This window comes from Streptomyces sp. NPDC007896 (genome assembly GCF_042959425.1).
GTDB lineage: Bacteria > Actinomycetota > Actinomycetes > Streptomycetales > Streptomycetaceae > Streptomyces.
In genome coordinates, this window is the sequence record NZ_JBIBKX010000003.1 from 179,960 (window position 1) to 195,708 (window position 15,749).

Here is a 15,749-nt window from a genome sequence, read left to right on the forward strand (position 1 = left end):
CGGCCCCGTTGACTCACCCTCCGAGCAGGTCTCGGCAGAGCAGCCGTGCGGCCGAGACCAGGGCGTGCGGGGCCTCCCACGGCACGAAGTGCCCGCAGTCGCGGATCAGGAACGGGCCGAGGTGGCGCGGAAACACCAGGGTGGCCATCCGGTCGAAGTCCGGCGCGATCACATGGTCGCAACCGCCACCGTCCGTTGTCCGTGGGCCGTCGGTGCGAACACGTCCCCGTACGGTCCGAGGCTCGCCGGGAACCCGGCTGCGTCCGCGAACGGGGCGGTGTGGAAGTCGACCGTGGGCGAGGCGCCCACGCGCCCGGTGACCGAGTCGATGAAGGCGCCGGGGTGGGCCCAGAAACGTGATGTGTAGAAGGTCGCGATGTAACTGCTGCGTCTCTCCGGGGTGTTGAGTTCGGCGGCCAGGCCGTCGGCGTCCGTTCCCTGGCGCACGCAATAGTCGCGCGCCTCGCTGGGCGAACATGTCCGTAGCCGCCGCATGGTCTCCCGGTCGTACGGCAACGGGCAGTTGAACAGCACCATCCGCTCGACCAGGCCGGGAAAACGCAGTGCCAGATCCTGGGCGATCGGGCCGCGCAGGTCGCCGGCGCAGATCGCGACCCGCTCGTGTCCGAGCCCTTTCACGACGAGGTCGTACAGATCGGCAGTGTGCGCGGCGACGCCGTACCGGCCGTCGGGAGCGAGGCCGCCGTCGCCGAAGCCCCGCAGGTCGGGCACGATCACCTCGAAACCGGCCGCGGCCAGTGGCTCGATCACCCGCCACCAGATGCGTTTTGTCTCCGGCCGTCCGTGGACACAGAGCAGTGGCACACCGCCCATGCCCTCGCGTACATAGGCCTGCTCGAACCCGCGTCTGTCGTGGCGGCGGATCGTGAATCGCTCTGGATCGACGTCGGGAAGCGTCAAGTCCTGCACTCCCTAATACTCTCCCGCCAATTGACCGGCTATGCGATTGTCGCCTAGCCTACTATTTCGTGCCCTGCAAGATCGACCAGGATTCCGTGCGCGCGACGGAGGGTTCGAATGAGCATCGATGACTACGTCATGATCAGCGTGGACGACCACGCGATCGAACCGCCGGACGTGTTCGAGGGCAGGATTCCGCGGAAGTTCGCCGACAGAGCGCCCTTCGCGCGGCGCGATGCGGACGGTCACGACCGCTGGGTTCGCGTACGGGGAGGTCTGGCCGGGGCCCGGACTTTCCCCGCGTGACCGGAGCATCGCCACCATCGCCGCACTCGTCACCCTCAGCTGCACCGAAGAGCTGCGGCTCCACAAGCTGCGTGGGCTCGCCAACGGCCTTACCAAGGCCGAACTCGGCGAGATTCTCCCGCAGTTGGCCCCATACGTCGGCTTTCCGCTCGTGGTCTCGACCGCGACCAAGATCGCGGACCTGCTCGAGCCGGCCGACACCGACGCGACCTGAACCTGAATCAGAGGGACATCCCATCCCGTGGGCCGCTCGCCCTCCGGTCGGGTCGCGTCAACCCTTCCCCCCGAAGTGAAAGGGGAGTGATCCCCGTATGTCTGTTTCCCCGTCCCCAACGTCCCCACCCGTCTCCTCCCGTCTCCTGCGCAACGCACTCGAAGGTGCGGCGGCGGCCGTGTGCGCGGTGGTCGCCATGGCTGCGGTCGCCGCGATCGCGCTCGTCGTGTTCGATCCGCAGTCCGTCGACTCCCTGTGGGCACTGATCATGGCCGTGACCGCCCTGGCTGTCGGCGGTTCGGTGAACATCGGTCCCGACACCATGCCTGCGCCACCGGCAGCGGCTGCGCAGGGCGCCGGTGTCCCCGGCGGCGGATCGGCGACCCTCTCGCTGAGCGGCGCTGTCGACGTGGTACCGCTCGCCGTGACCCTGCTCGGCGCGGTGGTCCTCTGGCTGACCTTCTCCTGGGGGCTGCGCCAACGGACGCTCAACGGAAAGGAGTTGATGACCAGAGCCCTTGGCGCCACGGGCGCGGCCGTGCTCGGCCTGATGCTTGCCGCCTCGCTCGCCCATGGCTCGTTCAAGCTGCCGGCGGTGTCGCAGAGCGGAGCCGGCGCGCTCGGCGGCAAGCTCGGAGAGCTGGTGGAGAAGCTGTTCGGCGCCAGTGCCCTGGGGGCCTCGGGCGGCGCCGCCCAGCCGGCGATGTCGTACGACGTCGCGATCGGCACGACCGCGGTCGGCGCCCTGGTGTGGGCCGTCGCTGTGATCGCGGTGGGGCTGCTCATCAGCCGCCGGGTGCCGGCCGGCTTCACCGCGGGCGGGTTGCGGCCTGCGTGGGGGCCGAGCCTCTCAGCGCTCGTACGGCCTCTTCTCGTCATCGCGGCGCTGATGACGGTCACCGGGGCGGTGGCCGTCGGTGACCACAAGGCGGCGGGCGGAGCCATGCTGCTGGCACCGGTCGCCCTGGTGACCGCGCTGAGCGTGGGGCTGGGATCCACCTGGACGTCCTCCTCGCACCAGATGCAGAGCGCTGCCGGAGCCGCCGCGCCCGGCGCCGGTACGTCCGGTGGACAGCGGGCCGCCGCAGCGCCGCCCAACCACACCCAGCACATCGGTGACCTCACGATGGGCGGTGTGCCCGTGTGGGTCGTGACTCTGGTTGTCACCGCTCTCCTCCTGCTGGCATGTGCCTTCGCCGCCGCCCGCGGCACGGATCCGGCACAGGCTCGTCCCCTGCATCCCTATCGCGGCCCGCTGGCCCGGCAGATCGGCCTGGCCGAACGCTTCGGTATCGTCACCGCCATCGTCTTCGGAGTGCTGGCGGTGGGCGTGCAGACCTCGTTCCACACGAGCGTGAGCATGGCCGGTCACGCGGTCGGCGGCAGTGAGATAAAGGTCGTCGGCGGCGTGCTGTGGACCTTCGTCGCCGGCCTGCTGGCCGGCGCGGTGGCCGGGTTCGCGGGAGGCCTGCTGCAGGGGGAGGGGGAGAAGACGCGCGCCTTGCGTTCGCGCCGGTCCCCGGTGGCCGTCGGTGCGAGTCCCGTGCCTTCGGGCACGGCGGAACCGGGCGCATAACTCCCCGGCAGGCGACTGCCGGCATACATGAGTGATCCCGCCGGGCCGCGTCTCGGCGGGATCACTCACGCGGTATACGCATCGCCATGGCCCACGGCGCTGCGGCCGACCTGCTGGACGAGGCCGGGCGGATGCCCTCGTGGATCATGCCGGACGGCACCCCCAGCATGTGCCCGTCCGAGCGCAGCAAACCGGCGGCGATCATTGTCGACTCGACGGGCCGCCGCTACTTCAACGAGGCGGTCTCGTACCAGGAGGCGGGCCAGCAGATGTACGCCCGCGAGCGGGAGAGCGGCGGCGCGATCCCCTCCTGGCTGATCGTCGACTCCTGGCACCGAGGCCACTACCCCTTCGCCACGGCGCCGCCCGGACGGACGCCGAAGCAGTGGATCGCCGACGGTGCGATGAAGCGGAGCGACAGCCTGGAGGACCTGACCCGCCAGTGCGGGATCGACGCCGAGGGGCTCCTCAAGACCGTCGACAGGTTCAACTCGTCCGCCGAGACGGGAGTCGACGAGGACTTCCACCGGGGAGAGGGCGACCACGAGAGGTTCTACGGCGACATCACTCACAAACCCAATGCCTGCCTGGGGCCCGTCGCCAAGCCGCCGTTCTACGCCGTGGCTCTGTACCCCGGGGACATCGGCACGAGCGGGGGCCTTCTCTGTGACGAGTTCTCGCGAGTACTGGACACCGGCGGGGAGCCCACCGCCGGACTGTACGCGACCGGCAACTGCACTGCGTCGGTGATGGGCCGCAAGTATCCCGGTGCGGGGGCGAGCATCGCCGCATCGGCGGTGTTCGGGTACGTGGCGGCGAACCATGTGGCCCACGCCCCCGCAGCGGAGTGAGCGTCATCCCACGGGCAGAACGATGGCCGAGGGATGTTCGGGGTCGTGGAAGATCTGCTGCTCGGCAGTGCGCAGCTGGGCAGCCGAGCCGCGAGGCTCACCAGTGCCGGGGTTGCGGTTGAAGCGAGGGAAGGCGCCGCTGGAGATCTGCACGCGGATGCGGTGGTCGCGCCGGAAACGGTAGGCGGTGGGCCACAGCCGAACGATCGCCCGGGTGACCTGGTCCGCTCCGGCGATGCTCGTCAGGCCGTCGCAGACGTTGGTCGAGCGGCCGTCGACGTCGACATCGCAGAGGCGTACGAAGACATCGGCGTACGGCAGGCTGGAGCGGAAGAAGATCTCGGCGCTGATCTCCCCGATGACCTCGACGTCGTTGTCCAGTACGGAGGTTGTGTAGGTGAGGACGTCGCGTCGGGCCTCCAATTCGGTGTTGTCGACGCGGCCGGACTTGACACCGAAGGCCATGCGTACGCCCCCGACGGCGGGAGTGGGGTCGGCCGGGTCGTAGCGGTAGCGGTCCGGGGGTGCCCCGGCGGGCTGCTGGGGGGAAAGGGCTCCGCGCGGCTGGAGGTGGAAGCGCCGGGGCTCGTAGCCGGGCGGCGGCCAGGACGGGAAGTCGCGCCACTTCTCCTCGCCCATGACGAACAGGCGTACCGGGGCGCGTTCGGCCGGTTCGCCGCCCTTGGCGAGTGCCAGGCCGAAGTCGAGGGCCTCGGGGAAGGCGGCCTGTCCGACGCCCACGGAGGTGTGGGCCCAGGGGCCGACCGTGAGACGGGCCGTGCGTCCGGCCTCCTGCAGCACGCGGAAGTCCCGGAGCTGGCCGGGCAGGAAGATGTCGTGCCAGCCGGCGATGCTGCTCACCGGGACCTGGATGTCGGCGACACGGTGGCGGTGGTCGAGCCCCTGCCAGAACGGGTCGTCGGCGGGGTGGTCGAGGATGTCCTGGACGTAGTCGTAGCGGTGCCCGATGGCGGCGGTGTCGGCCTGGTTCAACGGCAGCGTGCGCAGGGCGCGTTGGAGCTTCTTCCCGCCCAGCACGGCGCGCGGCATCGCCCAGCGCCGTTCCTGTCCCGCCACCTGCACGGCCCAGCCGAACGGCGTCTCCAGGGAGAAGCCGTCCGCGCGCAGGAACTCCAGTGTGAGGGCGGACTCGGAGACCACCGGGATCATGGCCTTGACCTGCGGTGGCAGGGAGTCGGCGACGGCCCACTGGACGAAGCCGAGGTAGCTGGGGCCGTAGAGGATCATCGACTCGCCGAACCAGGGCTGTTTGATGACCCAGTCGATGGTGTCGAGGCCGTCCTCACGCTCGCGGCGCAGCGGATCCCACGGGCCGTCGGAGCCGAAGGTGCCGCGAGTGCTCTGGACGATCACCTGGAAGCCGCGCTCGGCAAGGGGCCGGGCCATCTGGCCGCCGACCAGGCCCGCTCGGCCGTACGGGACGCGTATGAGCGCGGTCGGCAGGCCGTCGCCGCGATGCTTCGGGGTCCAGCGGTCGGCCAGCAGGACGGCCCCGTCGCGCATCGGGACACGCCGGTCGGGTTCGACGGTGAGGTCTCTGGTCAGGGGCGGGGGCAGGTGCAGCATGCGCTGGATGAGGTGGCTGTTGAGGTTCATCGGGGGCGGCCTCCGGGGGTGGGAGCGGGGCGGCTGGTGGCGAGCACCGTCGAGACGCGCAGCAGACGGTCCGCCAGTTCTTCGGGATCGAGCGGGTCGTCCGCGTCGATCACCCAGTCGTTGACGATCGCGCCGGTCCCGCCGGTGATCAGCGCCACCAGGTCCTGTGCCGTGGCCTCGTCGAGGTCGCCGAACACCTCGCGCAGGCCCGCGACAGTGATCAGTGACGCGAAGAGCCTGTTCAGGGCTCGGGCCATGGCGAAGGCGCACGATCCGGTGAGCATCGCGCGGTAAAAGGGCCGGTGCCGGGCGAAGTGCCGGGCCATCGCGAGCAGGCGTCCGCGATGGGACGCATTGACGTCCCCGACCTCCGGCAGGAGCTCCCGTTCGACCAGGTCGGCCGCGGCCGCCACGAGAAGCGCGTCACGGTCCCCGAACTGGATGTACACCAGCTGCCGACTGACGTCCGCGGCGTCGGAGAGGTCGATGACCGGCAGAGCGGTGGTGCCGCGCTCGGACACCAGGCGGACCGCGGCGTTTTTCAGTGCCGTGCGGGAGCGCTGCACCCGACGGTCTTGACGATCCTGCATGACGTGAAGACTAGACAGCTGTCAAAAAATGAGCAAGAGTTAAACCAATCAACTTATTTAAATTGCTAGGGAGGCTCCATGCCCGCAGTCGAATCGTCCGAGCCCGAGGTCCGTACCGCCACAGGCCGGGTGCGCGGTCGCAGGGAGGGGGGCCTTGCTGTATTCCGAGGCATCCCCTACGCCCAGCCACCACTCGGGAAGGCCCGTTTCCAGGCGCCGCGTGCCCTGCGCGCTTGGGACGGTGTACGGGAGGCGTACGAGTTCGGCCCGCCGGCCCCGCAGGACGCGAACATGGGGGGCCGCAGCGACAACGGCCTCTTCAGCGGTACCGGCGACGACTGGCTGACGGTCAACGTGTGGACGCCCGCCCCGGACCCGGCCGCCCGCCGACCGGTGATGGTGTGGATCCACGGCGGCGCCTACAAGCACGGCTTCTCCGGCAGCCCGGGCTACGACGCCCAGCACATCGCCCGCGACGGCGAGGTGGTGTTCGTCTCGCTGAACTACCGCCTCGGTATCGAGGGTTTCGCGTCCATCGAGGGCGCTCCCGCCAACCGGGGATTCCTGGACCAGGTCGCCGCGCTGGAGTGGGTGCAGGAGAACATCGCGGCGTTCGGCGGCGACCCGGACAACGTGACCATCCTCGGCGACTCGGCCGGCGCCGGGTCCATCGCCTCGCTGATGGTCATGCCGAGCGCGACGGGGCTGTTCCGGCGCGCCATCGGGCAGAGCCTGCCGGGGACCTTCTTCTCCGATGCCTTGGCCCAGGATGTCGGAGCGGCCATCGCGGCCGAGGCGGGCCTGCGTCCGACCGTCAAGGACCTGGGCGGCGTGGACCCGCGCAAACTCCCCGCGATCGGGCACGCGCTGCAGGAGAAAATGCGGCTGCACGAGAACCGCTGGGGCCAGCTGTCGCACACCCTCACCCTCTTCTCCCCGGTCGTCGACGGCGAGGTGCTGCCGGTCACCCCTTGGCAGGGGCTCGCGCGCGGTGCGGGACGGGACGTGGAGCTGATCATCGGGCACAACCGCGACGAGTGGCGCACGTTCTTCCTCTTCGGCAACCTCTTCGGCAACATCACCCGGGAACAGGCGGCTGAGGCACTGCGCCACTTCGGCCCCGACGGCGACGGTGAGCGGATGTACCGCGAGGCGTTCCCCGACACCTCCGACGAGGACCTGTTCGAACTCGTCCAGACCGACTGGCTGTTCCGTATGCCGGCCCAGCAGCTGGCCGAGGCGCAGGCGGCCGGGGGAGGGAAGGCCTACCTGTACGAGCTGGCATGGCAGTCCCCGGGCATGGGCGGGCGCCTGCGCGCCTGCCACGGACTGGACGGCCCGCTGCTGTTCGGCACCTACGACGCCCACCTGGGCCCGGTTGCCATCGGCCCCGAGCACACCGCCGAAGCCGCCGTACTGACGTCCCAGATCCGCACTGCCTGGACTTCCTTCGCCGCCACGGGCGACCCGGGCTGGCCCGCCTATGACTCTGAGGGGCGCCTGACCCGGATCTTCGACACGGAGCCGTCGGTGGTGGCCTACCCGGAGGAGACCTCGCGCCAGCTGTGGCAGAACCACTCCTTCCAAGCGATGCCTCTGCTGGGTTCCTGACGCCCGGCTTTCGGCACCGGCCTCCGAGTGGCCACGGCACGCCGCTCAGATGGTCGGTGCCGAAGGCGTGTCGCCGTCATCGTGCCACTTCGGGTGGCGCCGACGGCACGCGAACCGAGGTCCTCCGTCATGCGCACCATCTCGGGACGCAGTGGAGCCACCGGCTTACCGTGAAGTTCTTGGCCAGCCAACGACGCCAATGCTGATCTCCTTCGCCCCGGATCGGCACGAGATTGGACAGACCGCCGTCGGCGACCACCCCGGCTGCACTCTCCGGAGCGATCCTGGCTCCGTTGTCCTCGGCGGTCGGCCGGGCGAAGCGATCGACACGATCGCGTCGCAGGACGCGTCGAGGTCGCCGAACGTGTAGTCATCGTTGGCGAACAGCACGGCCTCGGCGGGACCGTACTCCTCGGGCATGGGATGCGCTGGTCCGCTCATGCCCGTACCGAACTCCGTTTTGTAGGAGGCCGGTTGGTTGATCGTGACATAGATGCCCAGATGCCGGACGTCCTGGGCGAGTGACTCGCTGAACAGGCCGAAGCGGGCGGGGACCGCCTCGAGAGCGGTGACGATCGACTCGGGTTCAGTGACATCGAGTCGAACGACCTCGACGGCGGGAAGGCTTGCGACGTCGGCAGGCGCCTACGACGGCTTTCGCATGGTCGCGGCGACATTCCAGCCCGCTCGGGCGAACGCTCGGGTCAGGGCGGCCTCGAAACCGGAGGACGCTCCGGTGACGCGGGCGGTTCTGGTCATGGAAATCTCCTTCGAGCAGCAGATGCGAGACGCCCACGACGCGTGCGCGCCAGGGCTACCGGGTGGCAGGCGGTTCGTGGGGGCCTGGGCGGGAGCAGATCGGCATCGTGCGGGTGCTTCGGATGCGGACGTAGAGGAGGAGCGCGCGGCGTGCGCGACGGATCAGGAGAAACGCTCCGCTGCGCTCGGCAGCTCGGACGAGTTTCTTCCGCTTTGAGATCCGACCGTATCGAAACGGACGAAATTCGCCCACCTCTCAGGTTCGACCGGCCGGTCGCCCTGCGAGAATCGGCCGCATGACTGCTGACTCGCACGCCTCGATGAGAGCCGACGCCCGGCGCAATCGCGACCAGATCCTGGCGGGCGCGAAGGCGGTGTTTCAGGAGCAGGGCCCCGATGTTCCGATGGAGGAGATCGCCCGGCGAGCCGGAGTCGGCGTGGGCACCCTTTACCGGCGGTTCCCCGACCGTGAGTCGCTGATCCGGGCCGTGGCGCGAGACAGCTTTGAACGTGTGCTGGACGAGGTGCAGGCGGCAGCCGGTCAGGAGCCGACCGCGTGGGACACCATCACCCGTCTCCTTGCGCACTCGCGAGAGTTGCGTGTGATGTCCCAGCTGGCGCTGTTGTCGGAGCGGGCCCACACGATCATCACCGGGGATCCGGAGATCGGGGGCGTCAGGGACGAGATCCTCGGACTTCTCGACGGCTTGGTGGCTGCCGCGCAGAGGGAGGGCAGCCTACGCGCGGACATCGGCGTGGGCGATATCAGCGTGCTGCTGTCGCTGCTGGTCAAGCACTTTCCGACTGCCGACGCAGAACTCTCGGACATGATGCTGCACCGGGCAACGTCCCTGATCCTCGACGGACTGCGCGCCCCTGGCACAGCCCTGCCCGGCCGTGCTCTGGTCCAAGGCGACCTGGGCTGACACGCGGGACCGCCGCAGCGGGGAGAGTGGTCAGAAGCTCGTCAGGACGCGGATCCGGTCGGCTCGGGCCCGCTGGACGACATCGATCTGCGGAGCCAGGTGGTCGAAGGCGTGCGGGCAGCCCGGGTGGATGTGCAGTTCGACGGAGGTGCCGGTGGCGGCCAGCCGGCGAGCGTAGACCGCGTCCTCGTCGCGGAAGATGTCCAGTTCGCCGACCTCGATGTAGGCCGGGCGCAGTCCGGACAGATCCTCGGCGAGCGGGGGCGGCGTGAGCGGGCACGCCGGGGCCGCCGACCGCGTCGCCGAGCAGGGCCTGCCAACCGGTGTAGTTGTTGTCGTAATTCCATGTGGCGGTCGCCATCAGGGCCGGGTCGGGCTCGGTGTTGCGGTCGTCCAGCATGAGGGTCAAGCCGGCGGCGATTCCGCCACCCGTGCTCTCGCCCATCAGCGCAATCCTTGCGGGGGCGACGCCGAGTTCGGCGGTGTGTGGTGTGTTTGGAGAGCCATGCGAGACCCGCGTACCCGTCCTCGACCGGGGTCGGGTGGGGATGCTCCGGCGCGCGGCGGTAGTCGACAGAGAGGAAGGGGGCGCGGCTGCCGGCGGTGTATCCGGCGACCAGGCGGTCGAACAGGGCCACGGACCCCGAGATCATGCCGCTGCCGTGCAGGAAGACGACAGCTGGGCCCTCCTCGGACGTGTCGTAGCCCTCCGGGGTGTACCAGCGCACCATCACCTCGGCGCCGTCGTGGGAGACGGCGTGGTGATCCGCACGAGCGACCGACGGCCACTCGGGCTTCATGGCGTCCAGGGCGGCCAGCCCGGACTCGCCCGCGCGCAGTGCCTTTCAGCCGCCGTGCGTGGGATGCTCCGGCGGAGGTGCGTCGGCGACTGCTTTGGCCTTCAGTCGGCCTGCCGGACCGGCAGGATGACAGCCGAAGGGTGTTTCGGGTCGTGGAAGACCTGCTGGTCCGCAGTGCGCAGGTGGGTCGCCGTGGCGCGGGGGTCGCCGGTGCCCGGGTTGCGGTTGAAGCGGGGGAAGGCGCCGCTGGAGACCTGGACGCGGATGCGGTGGCCGCGCTTGAAGCGGTGTGCCGTCGGCCACAACTGCACAGTCGCGCAGGAGAGTTCGTCGGCGCCCTTGAGGCCGATGAGGCCGTCGCAGACATTGACGGAACGGCCCTTCTCGTCGACGTCGCACAGCCGGACGAAGACATCCGCGTGCGGAAGGCTGGAGCGGAACCAGATCTCCGCACTGACGTCTCCTATCACCTCGGCGTCCTCGTCCAGGGCTGAGGTGGTGTAGGTCAGGACGTCGTTGCGGGCCTCCAGCTTCGCCTGGCCGACGGCGCCCGCCTCGGCGGCGAACGTCATACGGACGCCGCCGACGGCCGCGGTGGGGTCGGTTGGGTCGTAGCAGTATCCGTCGGGAGCGGCGTCGGCGGGCGGCGGCTCGGATGCCAGGGCGGCTCCAGGGTGGAGGTGGAAGCGCTGGGCTGTGTAGCCGGGCGGCGGCCAGGAGGGGAAGTCGCGCTACTTGCCCTCCCCCATGACGAACAGGCGCACTGGCGGACGCTTGGCAGGCTGCTCGCCGCGGCACAGGGCGAGTCCGAAGTCGAGCGCTTCGCTGGCGCCCATGCCGCCGGCCTCGATGGAGGCGTGAGGCCAGGGGCCAGTCGCGGAGCTGGTCGGGCAGGAAGATGTCGTACCAGCCGCCGATCACGCTGGCCGGCACGCTGATGTCGGCCACCGTGTCCCGGTGGTCGAGCCTTGACCAGAACGGGTCGTCGCTGGGATGGTCGAGGATGTCCTGGATGTACTGGTAGCGGTTGCCCAGGGCGGCGGTGTCCGCCCGGTTCAGAGGTAGCGTGTCGAGGGCGCGCAGAGTCTTCCTCGACGCCAACAGTTGACGCGGCATCGCGAACCGCTCCACGCTTCGGCCTCCATGCGGATCGTGCGACCTCTGCCCGACCTCGACATCGGCCGACATCAAGAGTCCGGGTCCGGCGCGGCCGACGATAGGCATCGCGGCGGTGCCGCGCGTCCGAATCCATGCCGTGGCACGGTGGTTTTGGATCGGCCCGCCGCTCTCCCTGGTAGCGGCGGACCGGAGTTCGGCTAAGTGAGCGTCTGGTCCGGTGATTCGTGTTTGGTCCCGGGTCAGGTTCCGCGCCACCCAGCTCGCAGCCGTTCACGTTGGTGCCCCGCCGCGGGTGACCAACACCCCGCGCGGCCGGTAGCGCAAGCCCCAGCGTCGGTGATCAACGGGAAATCCACCGCCGCATGGCTGATTCGCCCGCTTGCTGAGTGTGCAGTCGTGACGGCGCCATGCACCACCCCCGCACCGTCGCCCCCGCCCAGTTCACGGTCGTCAACGGCATCGGCTACGACGCCTGGGCCGACAAGCTGCTGTCCGCAACCCCGAGAGCGGCCGCACCGATCCGAAGGTCGGCGACCTGGTGGGCATCAAGCCGGGCGGCAACCCGCACCGCTGGTACTCGCCCGCCAACGTGCACCAGGTCATCGAGCAGATCACCGCCGACTACAAAAGGATCGACGCGGCCGACGCCGCGTACTTCGATGCGCCGGAGAAGACCTTCGAGGACACGGCCCTCGCTCCGTACAACAAGATCATCGCCGACATCAAGGCGAAGTGCGCGGGCACCCTCATCGGCGCCTCCGAGTCGATCGTCACCCCCCTCGCCGAGGGTCTGGGCCTCAAGATGCTCACGCCGGAGTTCTTCCTCGACGCGATCAGCGAGGGCACCGACCCCACGGCTCAGGAAAAGTCCGCGATCGAACAGCAGATCGCTCCGGTTACCAGGTGACGGGGAGTTTGTAGACGCCATAGATTATTCCGTCGTCTTTGAACGGAATCTGGTCGAGTTCGGTGGCCAGCTTTAGGGTGGGGATCCGCTTGTAGAGGGTGCTGTAGACGATCTGCAGTTCCACGCGGGCCAGTGACTGGCCGAGGCACTGGTGGACGCCGAAGCCGAAGGCGACGTGGCGGCGCGCGTCGCGGGTGATGTCCAGCCGGTCTGGGTCGTCGAAGATTTCCGGGTCACGGTTGCCGATCTCGTTCGGCATGATCAGACCCTCGCCGGCGTGGATGATCTGGCCGGCGACCTCGAAGTCCTCCGTCGCGGCGCGTAGCCGCCCGTCGTGAGCGATGTTCAGGTAGCGCAACAACTCCTCCACAGCGGAGGTGACCACCTTCGGGTCCTCGGACTCGCGGAGAAGAGCGAGCTGGTCGGGGTGTTGCAGCAGCGCCAGCGTTCCCAGGGCGATCATGTTGGCGGTGGTCTCATGTCCAGCGGCCAGCAACAGGATGCCCAACCCGGCCGCCTCCTGCTGGGTCAGCTCCCCGGTCTTGATCGGCTCGGCCAACCCCGACAGCAGGTCGTCGCCGGGATTGGAGACCTTTTCCGAGATCAGGCCGTGCAGATACTCGATCAGTGTCCTGACGGCCCCGGACTTCTGCTCGGGCGTGGAGTTGCGGCTGGCCATGATCTGGCTGTTGTCCTGGAAGAACTCGTGAGCGTCGTATGGGACACCGAGGAGTTCGGAGATGACCACTGAGGGCACCGGTAGGGCGAAGGCTTCCACCAGGTCCACCGGCTTTGGACCGGCCAGCATCGCGTCGATCTGGTCGTCCACTATCTTCTGCACTGCCGGGCGCATGGCGTTGACCCGCTTGATGGCGAACGGTGCGGTGATCATTCGGCGCAGCCGGGCATGCTCCGGGTCGTCCATCCGGAAGAGGCTGGTCTTCGCGGCGGCTACGGGTGGTGACGTGCTCGGGAAGCCGGGAGTGTTGAGATTCGCGCTGACCCGCGGGTCCGCGAGCACCGACCGCTGATCGTTGTAGCCGGTGACCAACCACGGGGTGCTGCCGTTCCACAACCGCACCCGTGTCAGCGGCCCCTCCTGTCGCTGGGTGTACAGGGCTGGGGCCGGATCGAACGGGCAGGCCGCCGTATTTTTGGACATCGGAAACGCTGGAATCTCTGCTGAGTTCTCTCCCGCAGAGGTCGTTGTGTCGCTCATCGCTACTGCACTGTCCTTTCCATGTTGTTCTCTTCCTGTGGTAACGGAGTCGCCCAGGCCGGTCTCGGTCCGGCGATGGCGTTACGAGGCTGGTGGCGAGGTTTTCCCAGGTGAGCTGGCAGGCGGCGCCGCCTTCGGTGAACGCCCGTTCGCGCCCGGCGGACATGCGTGCCACGAGGAGCCATGGCCCAGCGCTCGGTGCGGACCACTGGTCGCAGACCGGGCGCGCATTGGTTCGGATCGAGCAGAAGCAGCCGTAGCGAGGGGTGGCCGAGAGACTCGCTGATGAGAATGTCGTGCAGCGCTGGGGCACAGGTGACCTGGTGGCAGCATCGTGCGAACCAGAAGGAGTTGCCCTGCACTGTCGGGTGTTCGGTGCCTGAGCGTGCCAGGCAGGACACCCGGTCGCAGATCTCGGAGGAGCGGACAGTGTCGGCGGCCACCGTCATCCGCACACGTTTCCATTGGTCGATGTGCTTACGTGCGATGGCGCGGGTCAGCCCGCATGGACCCCGCGTTCGTTCGCCCGCGGTCAGAGCTAACTCCCACGTGGCCCTGCTTCGCCTCGATCGCACCGTCTCAGCCCGCCAGTGTCGTTACTTCCCAGCAACCTCGCCGTTGACCTGTGCCGCCACGACGACCACCAAATTCGCCGGCTCCTTCAAAAAGTAAGCCGACTGCTTCAAAGAAGTAAAGCGAGTAGTTTAACGGGTGTCAAATGAGTGGGCGGTCGGTCAGACCCGGCCCGCATTCCCCCTCAGTCGAGACCTTGAACACCGCTCAACATCTCAGCCCTGAAGGTGGACAGGTTTGCGCTTTGCGTCCAAACCCGGACGCAGGCGTGGCGGATGGCGCGCAGGCCGCAGATGTCGATCGGCACACTGGAGACGGGCTTGCGACCTCCAAACATGCTGCTTTCTAGCTTCTGTCTCTCGTCGTCCGAGTAGACGTGAACGTAACTCATCTTTTCGTCGTGCAAGCCGCCACGGACGGTTCCTCCGCTGCCACTCCGTCACAGTGCTCGGCGCCCGTCCAGCGCCAGTGCGCGGTGTGGACATTTCGCGGGCCAAGTGAATTCTTGTTCCCATCTCGATTCACCGATGAGGCTGGGGCTGCGAACACTCCACGGCACCTGAGGTCCTGACGGTCTGTCCTCCGCTCGCCGAGTGCCTGCGTTCGTCCGCATGGGCCGCCGGGGACGAACGGCCGCTCTCCCGGCCTCCACGTCCTCGAACATGCCCAGGAGATGGCCCCAGCGGTCGTCGACCAGCACACATCGGCTCTACGCCAATGAGTTCACGGCCGGCCTTGGCGAGGGTGGCGACGCGGCCGTGCGGCGCCTGCTAACCCTCGCGGCGGCCGGGGGACTGGCGCCGGCACTCGGGCCTGAGACCCTTCCGTTTCCCTGACCCCGAACGTCGCGTTCCGCATCGCACCGCGGACCCCCCAACTCGTCGTCGCCGTCGGCCGACCGCTGCTTGGGAACGGCGACAGCAGCGAGGCGGGGGAGTTCCGACCAGAACTGCCCAGCACGCTTCAGCCGATGCGGTGCGGCATTGGGTCCGGCACGGCCTTGGCGATCTGCCCCGGTTATGTCGATACGGACATGACGGCGTGGATCCGTGACCGGGTCGAGCCGAGCCGGATGATCCGGGTCGACGACATTGCCGAACTGACTCTGGCGGTAACGAAGTTGTCCGCCAACGCAGTCGTACCCGAGATGGTCGTGGCACGCCCTGGTGCGCAGCTGTGGCGTGTGTGAGAGCGGGCGGCGGCGGATTCGGGTGACCTACGCGCCGACTGGACGTCCTCGGCAGCCATGAGGCCCTGCCTGACGGTGTTCGTCGGTGTTCCGACGACATCCTCCACCGCCACCGGGACATCGTCCCTCCCGGTCCAAGCAGGGTCTCCCCGTTGCGGGCTCCTCCTTCGCCGCTGGCCGCGCAGAACGACGTCCCTGCTGCCGAACTCGGCGCCGCGACCTCGGTGTTGTCCTTCTCCCGCAGCATGGGCGGCACCATCGGCACCAGCGTGCTCGGCGCGATCTGGCCAACCGTGTCGCATCCGAGACGGCCAAGAGCCTCAAGGAGGCGGGTGTCGCGCCCGGCGGTAGTCAGGCCGGCGAGGGCGGCGTACCCGATATGACCGCCCTGCCCGACACCGATGCGGGGCATCGTCGAGCACGCCTACGGAGTCGCCACCGCCGAACCCTTCCTCGTCGCCACGCCTTTCGCGCTGCTGGCCCTGATGGCCGTGCTGTTCGTCAAGGAGAAGCCGCTGAAGACCATCAGCGGCATGGAGCGGCTGTCCGAGGAGGCCGGGGGACACAGAGA

The 15,749-nt window shown here is 68.8% G+C and carries 12 protein-coding genes and 4 pseudogenes; 7 read left to right on the top strand and 9 right to left on the bottom strand.

The genetic code is table 11. The features are described from left to right. Positions 1–13: 13 nt before the first annotated feature. Together ACFZDJ_RS12005 and ACFZDJ_RS12010 are read right to left on the bottom strand one after the other, a co-directional pair. Positions 14–172, bottom strand: coding sequence for a hypothetical protein (locus tag ACFZDJ_RS12005; protein WP_391058139.1), 159 nt, complete (start codon positions 170–172; stop codon positions 14–16). Beyond that, entirely contained in the window at positions 169–921 is a 753-nt protein-coding gene (locus ACFZDJ_RS12010; RefSeq protein ID WP_391058142.1) for an alpha/beta fold hydrolase, read from the bottom strand. Before ACFZDJ_RS12010 ends, ACFZDJ_RS12005 begins: the two co-directional genes overlap by 4 nt. Before the next feature lie 235 nt (positions 922–1,156). On the opposite strand from ACFZDJ_RS12010, the gene ACFZDJ_RS12015 reads away from it, so the two are divergent. From ACFZDJ_RS12015 to ACFZDJ_RS12025, 3 genes are all read left to right on the top strand, one after another. Beyond that, entirely contained in the window at positions 1,157–1,441 is a 285-nt protein-coding gene (locus tag ACFZDJ_RS12015) for a carboxymuconolactone decarboxylase family protein (protein WP_391058144.1), read from the top strand. Positions 1,442–1,538: 97 nt separating this feature from the next. After that, positions 1,539–3,017 (top strand): streptophobe family protein, encoded by a 1,479-nt coding sequence (locus ACFZDJ_RS12020; RefSeq protein ID WP_391058147.1) that lies wholly within the window; start codon positions 1,539–1,541, stop codon positions 3,015–3,017. Positions 3,018–3,097: 80 nt separating this feature from the next. Further along, positions 3,098–3,868, top strand: coding sequence for an FAD-binding protein (locus ACFZDJ_RS12025; RefSeq protein WP_391059122.1), 771 nt, complete (start codon positions 3,098–3,100; stop codon positions 3,866–3,868). 3 nt (positions 3,869–3,871) lie between these two features. On the opposite strand, the gene ACFZDJ_RS12030 is transcribed toward ACFZDJ_RS12025, so the two are convergent. Next, positions 3,872–5,485 (bottom strand): CocE/NonD family hydrolase, encoded by a 1,614-nt coding sequence (locus ACFZDJ_RS12030; RefSeq protein WP_390931162.1) that lies wholly within the window; start codon positions 5,483–5,485, stop codon positions 3,872–3,874. Beyond that, the gene (locus ACFZDJ_RS12035) at positions 5,482–6,075 is read right to left on the bottom strand and encodes a TetR family transcriptional regulator (RefSeq protein ID WP_391058149.1); all 594 of its coding nucleotides are present in this window, start codon (positions 6,073–6,075) and stop codon (positions 5,482–5,484) included. The genes ACFZDJ_RS12030 and ACFZDJ_RS12035 overlap by 4 nt, the downstream gene beginning before the upstream one ends. Positions 6,076–6,153: 78 nt before the next feature. Here ACFZDJ_RS12035 and ACFZDJ_RS12040 point away from each other — a divergent pair, with 78 nt between their 5' ends. Then, positions 6,154–7,686 carry a carboxylesterase family protein gene (locus ACFZDJ_RS12040; protein WP_391058152.1) on the top strand — a complete coding sequence of 511 codons (1,533 nt, stop codon included), beginning with the start codon at positions 6,154–6,156 and terminating at the stop codon, positions 7,684–7,686. 1,079 nt (positions 7,687–8,765) lie between these two features. Next, on the top strand, positions 8,766–9,371 hold the full coding sequence (locus ACFZDJ_RS12045; RefSeq protein ID WP_391058155.1) for a TetR family transcriptional regulator: 606 nt from the start codon (positions 8,766–8,768) through the stop codon (positions 9,369–9,371). Between the two features lie 30 nt (positions 9,372–9,401). Here the strand turns inward: ACFZDJ_RS12045 and ACFZDJ_RS12050 are convergent, their stop codons facing one another. The 4 genes and pseudogenes from ACFZDJ_RS12050 to ACFZDJ_RS12065 form a co-directional block, all read right to left on the bottom strand. Next, the gene (locus tag ACFZDJ_RS12050; protein WP_391059125.1) at positions 9,402–9,713 is read right to left on the bottom strand and encodes an alpha/beta hydrolase fold domain-containing protein; all 312 of its coding nucleotides are present in this window, start codon (positions 9,711–9,713) and stop codon (positions 9,402–9,404) included. A 28-nt stretch (positions 9,714–9,741) separates the two neighbouring features. Further along, a pseudogene (locus ACFZDJ_RS12055) lies at positions 9,742–9,948 on the bottom strand (alpha/beta hydrolase fold domain-containing protein); the annotation flags it as partial. Then, positions 9,869–10,171 (bottom strand): annotated as a pseudogene (locus ACFZDJ_RS12060) (alpha/beta hydrolase); the annotation flags it as partial. The pseudogenes ACFZDJ_RS12060 and ACFZDJ_RS12055, both read right to left, overlap by 80 nt. 101 nt (positions 10,172–10,272) lie before the next feature. Further along, positions 10,273–10,839, bottom strand: a pseudogene (locus ACFZDJ_RS12065) (CocE/NonD family hydrolase); the annotation flags it as partial. Positions 10,840–11,828: 989 nt separating this feature from the next. Here ACFZDJ_RS12065 and ACFZDJ_RS12070 point away from each other — a divergent pair. After that, entirely contained in the window at positions 11,829–12,197 is a 369-nt protein-coding gene (locus ACFZDJ_RS12070) for a metal ABC transporter solute-binding protein, Zn/Mn family (RefSeq protein ID WP_391058157.1), read from the top strand. Here ACFZDJ_RS12070 and ACFZDJ_RS12075 read toward each other — a convergent pair. Then, positions 12,187–13,416: a cytochrome P450 gene (locus tag ACFZDJ_RS12075; protein ID WP_391058160.1), complete on the bottom strand. Its 1,230-nt coding sequence runs from the start codon at positions 13,414–13,416 to the stop codon at positions 12,187–12,189. The two genes, ACFZDJ_RS12070 and ACFZDJ_RS12075, sit on opposite strands and share 11 nt — an antisense overlap. 1,935 nt (positions 13,417–15,351) lie before the next feature. Here ACFZDJ_RS12075 and ACFZDJ_RS12080 point away from each other — a divergent pair. After that, positions 15,352–15,738, top strand: a pseudogene (locus tag ACFZDJ_RS12080) (MFS transporter); the annotation flags it as partial. Between the last annotated feature and the right edge of the window lie 11 nt (positions 15,739–15,749).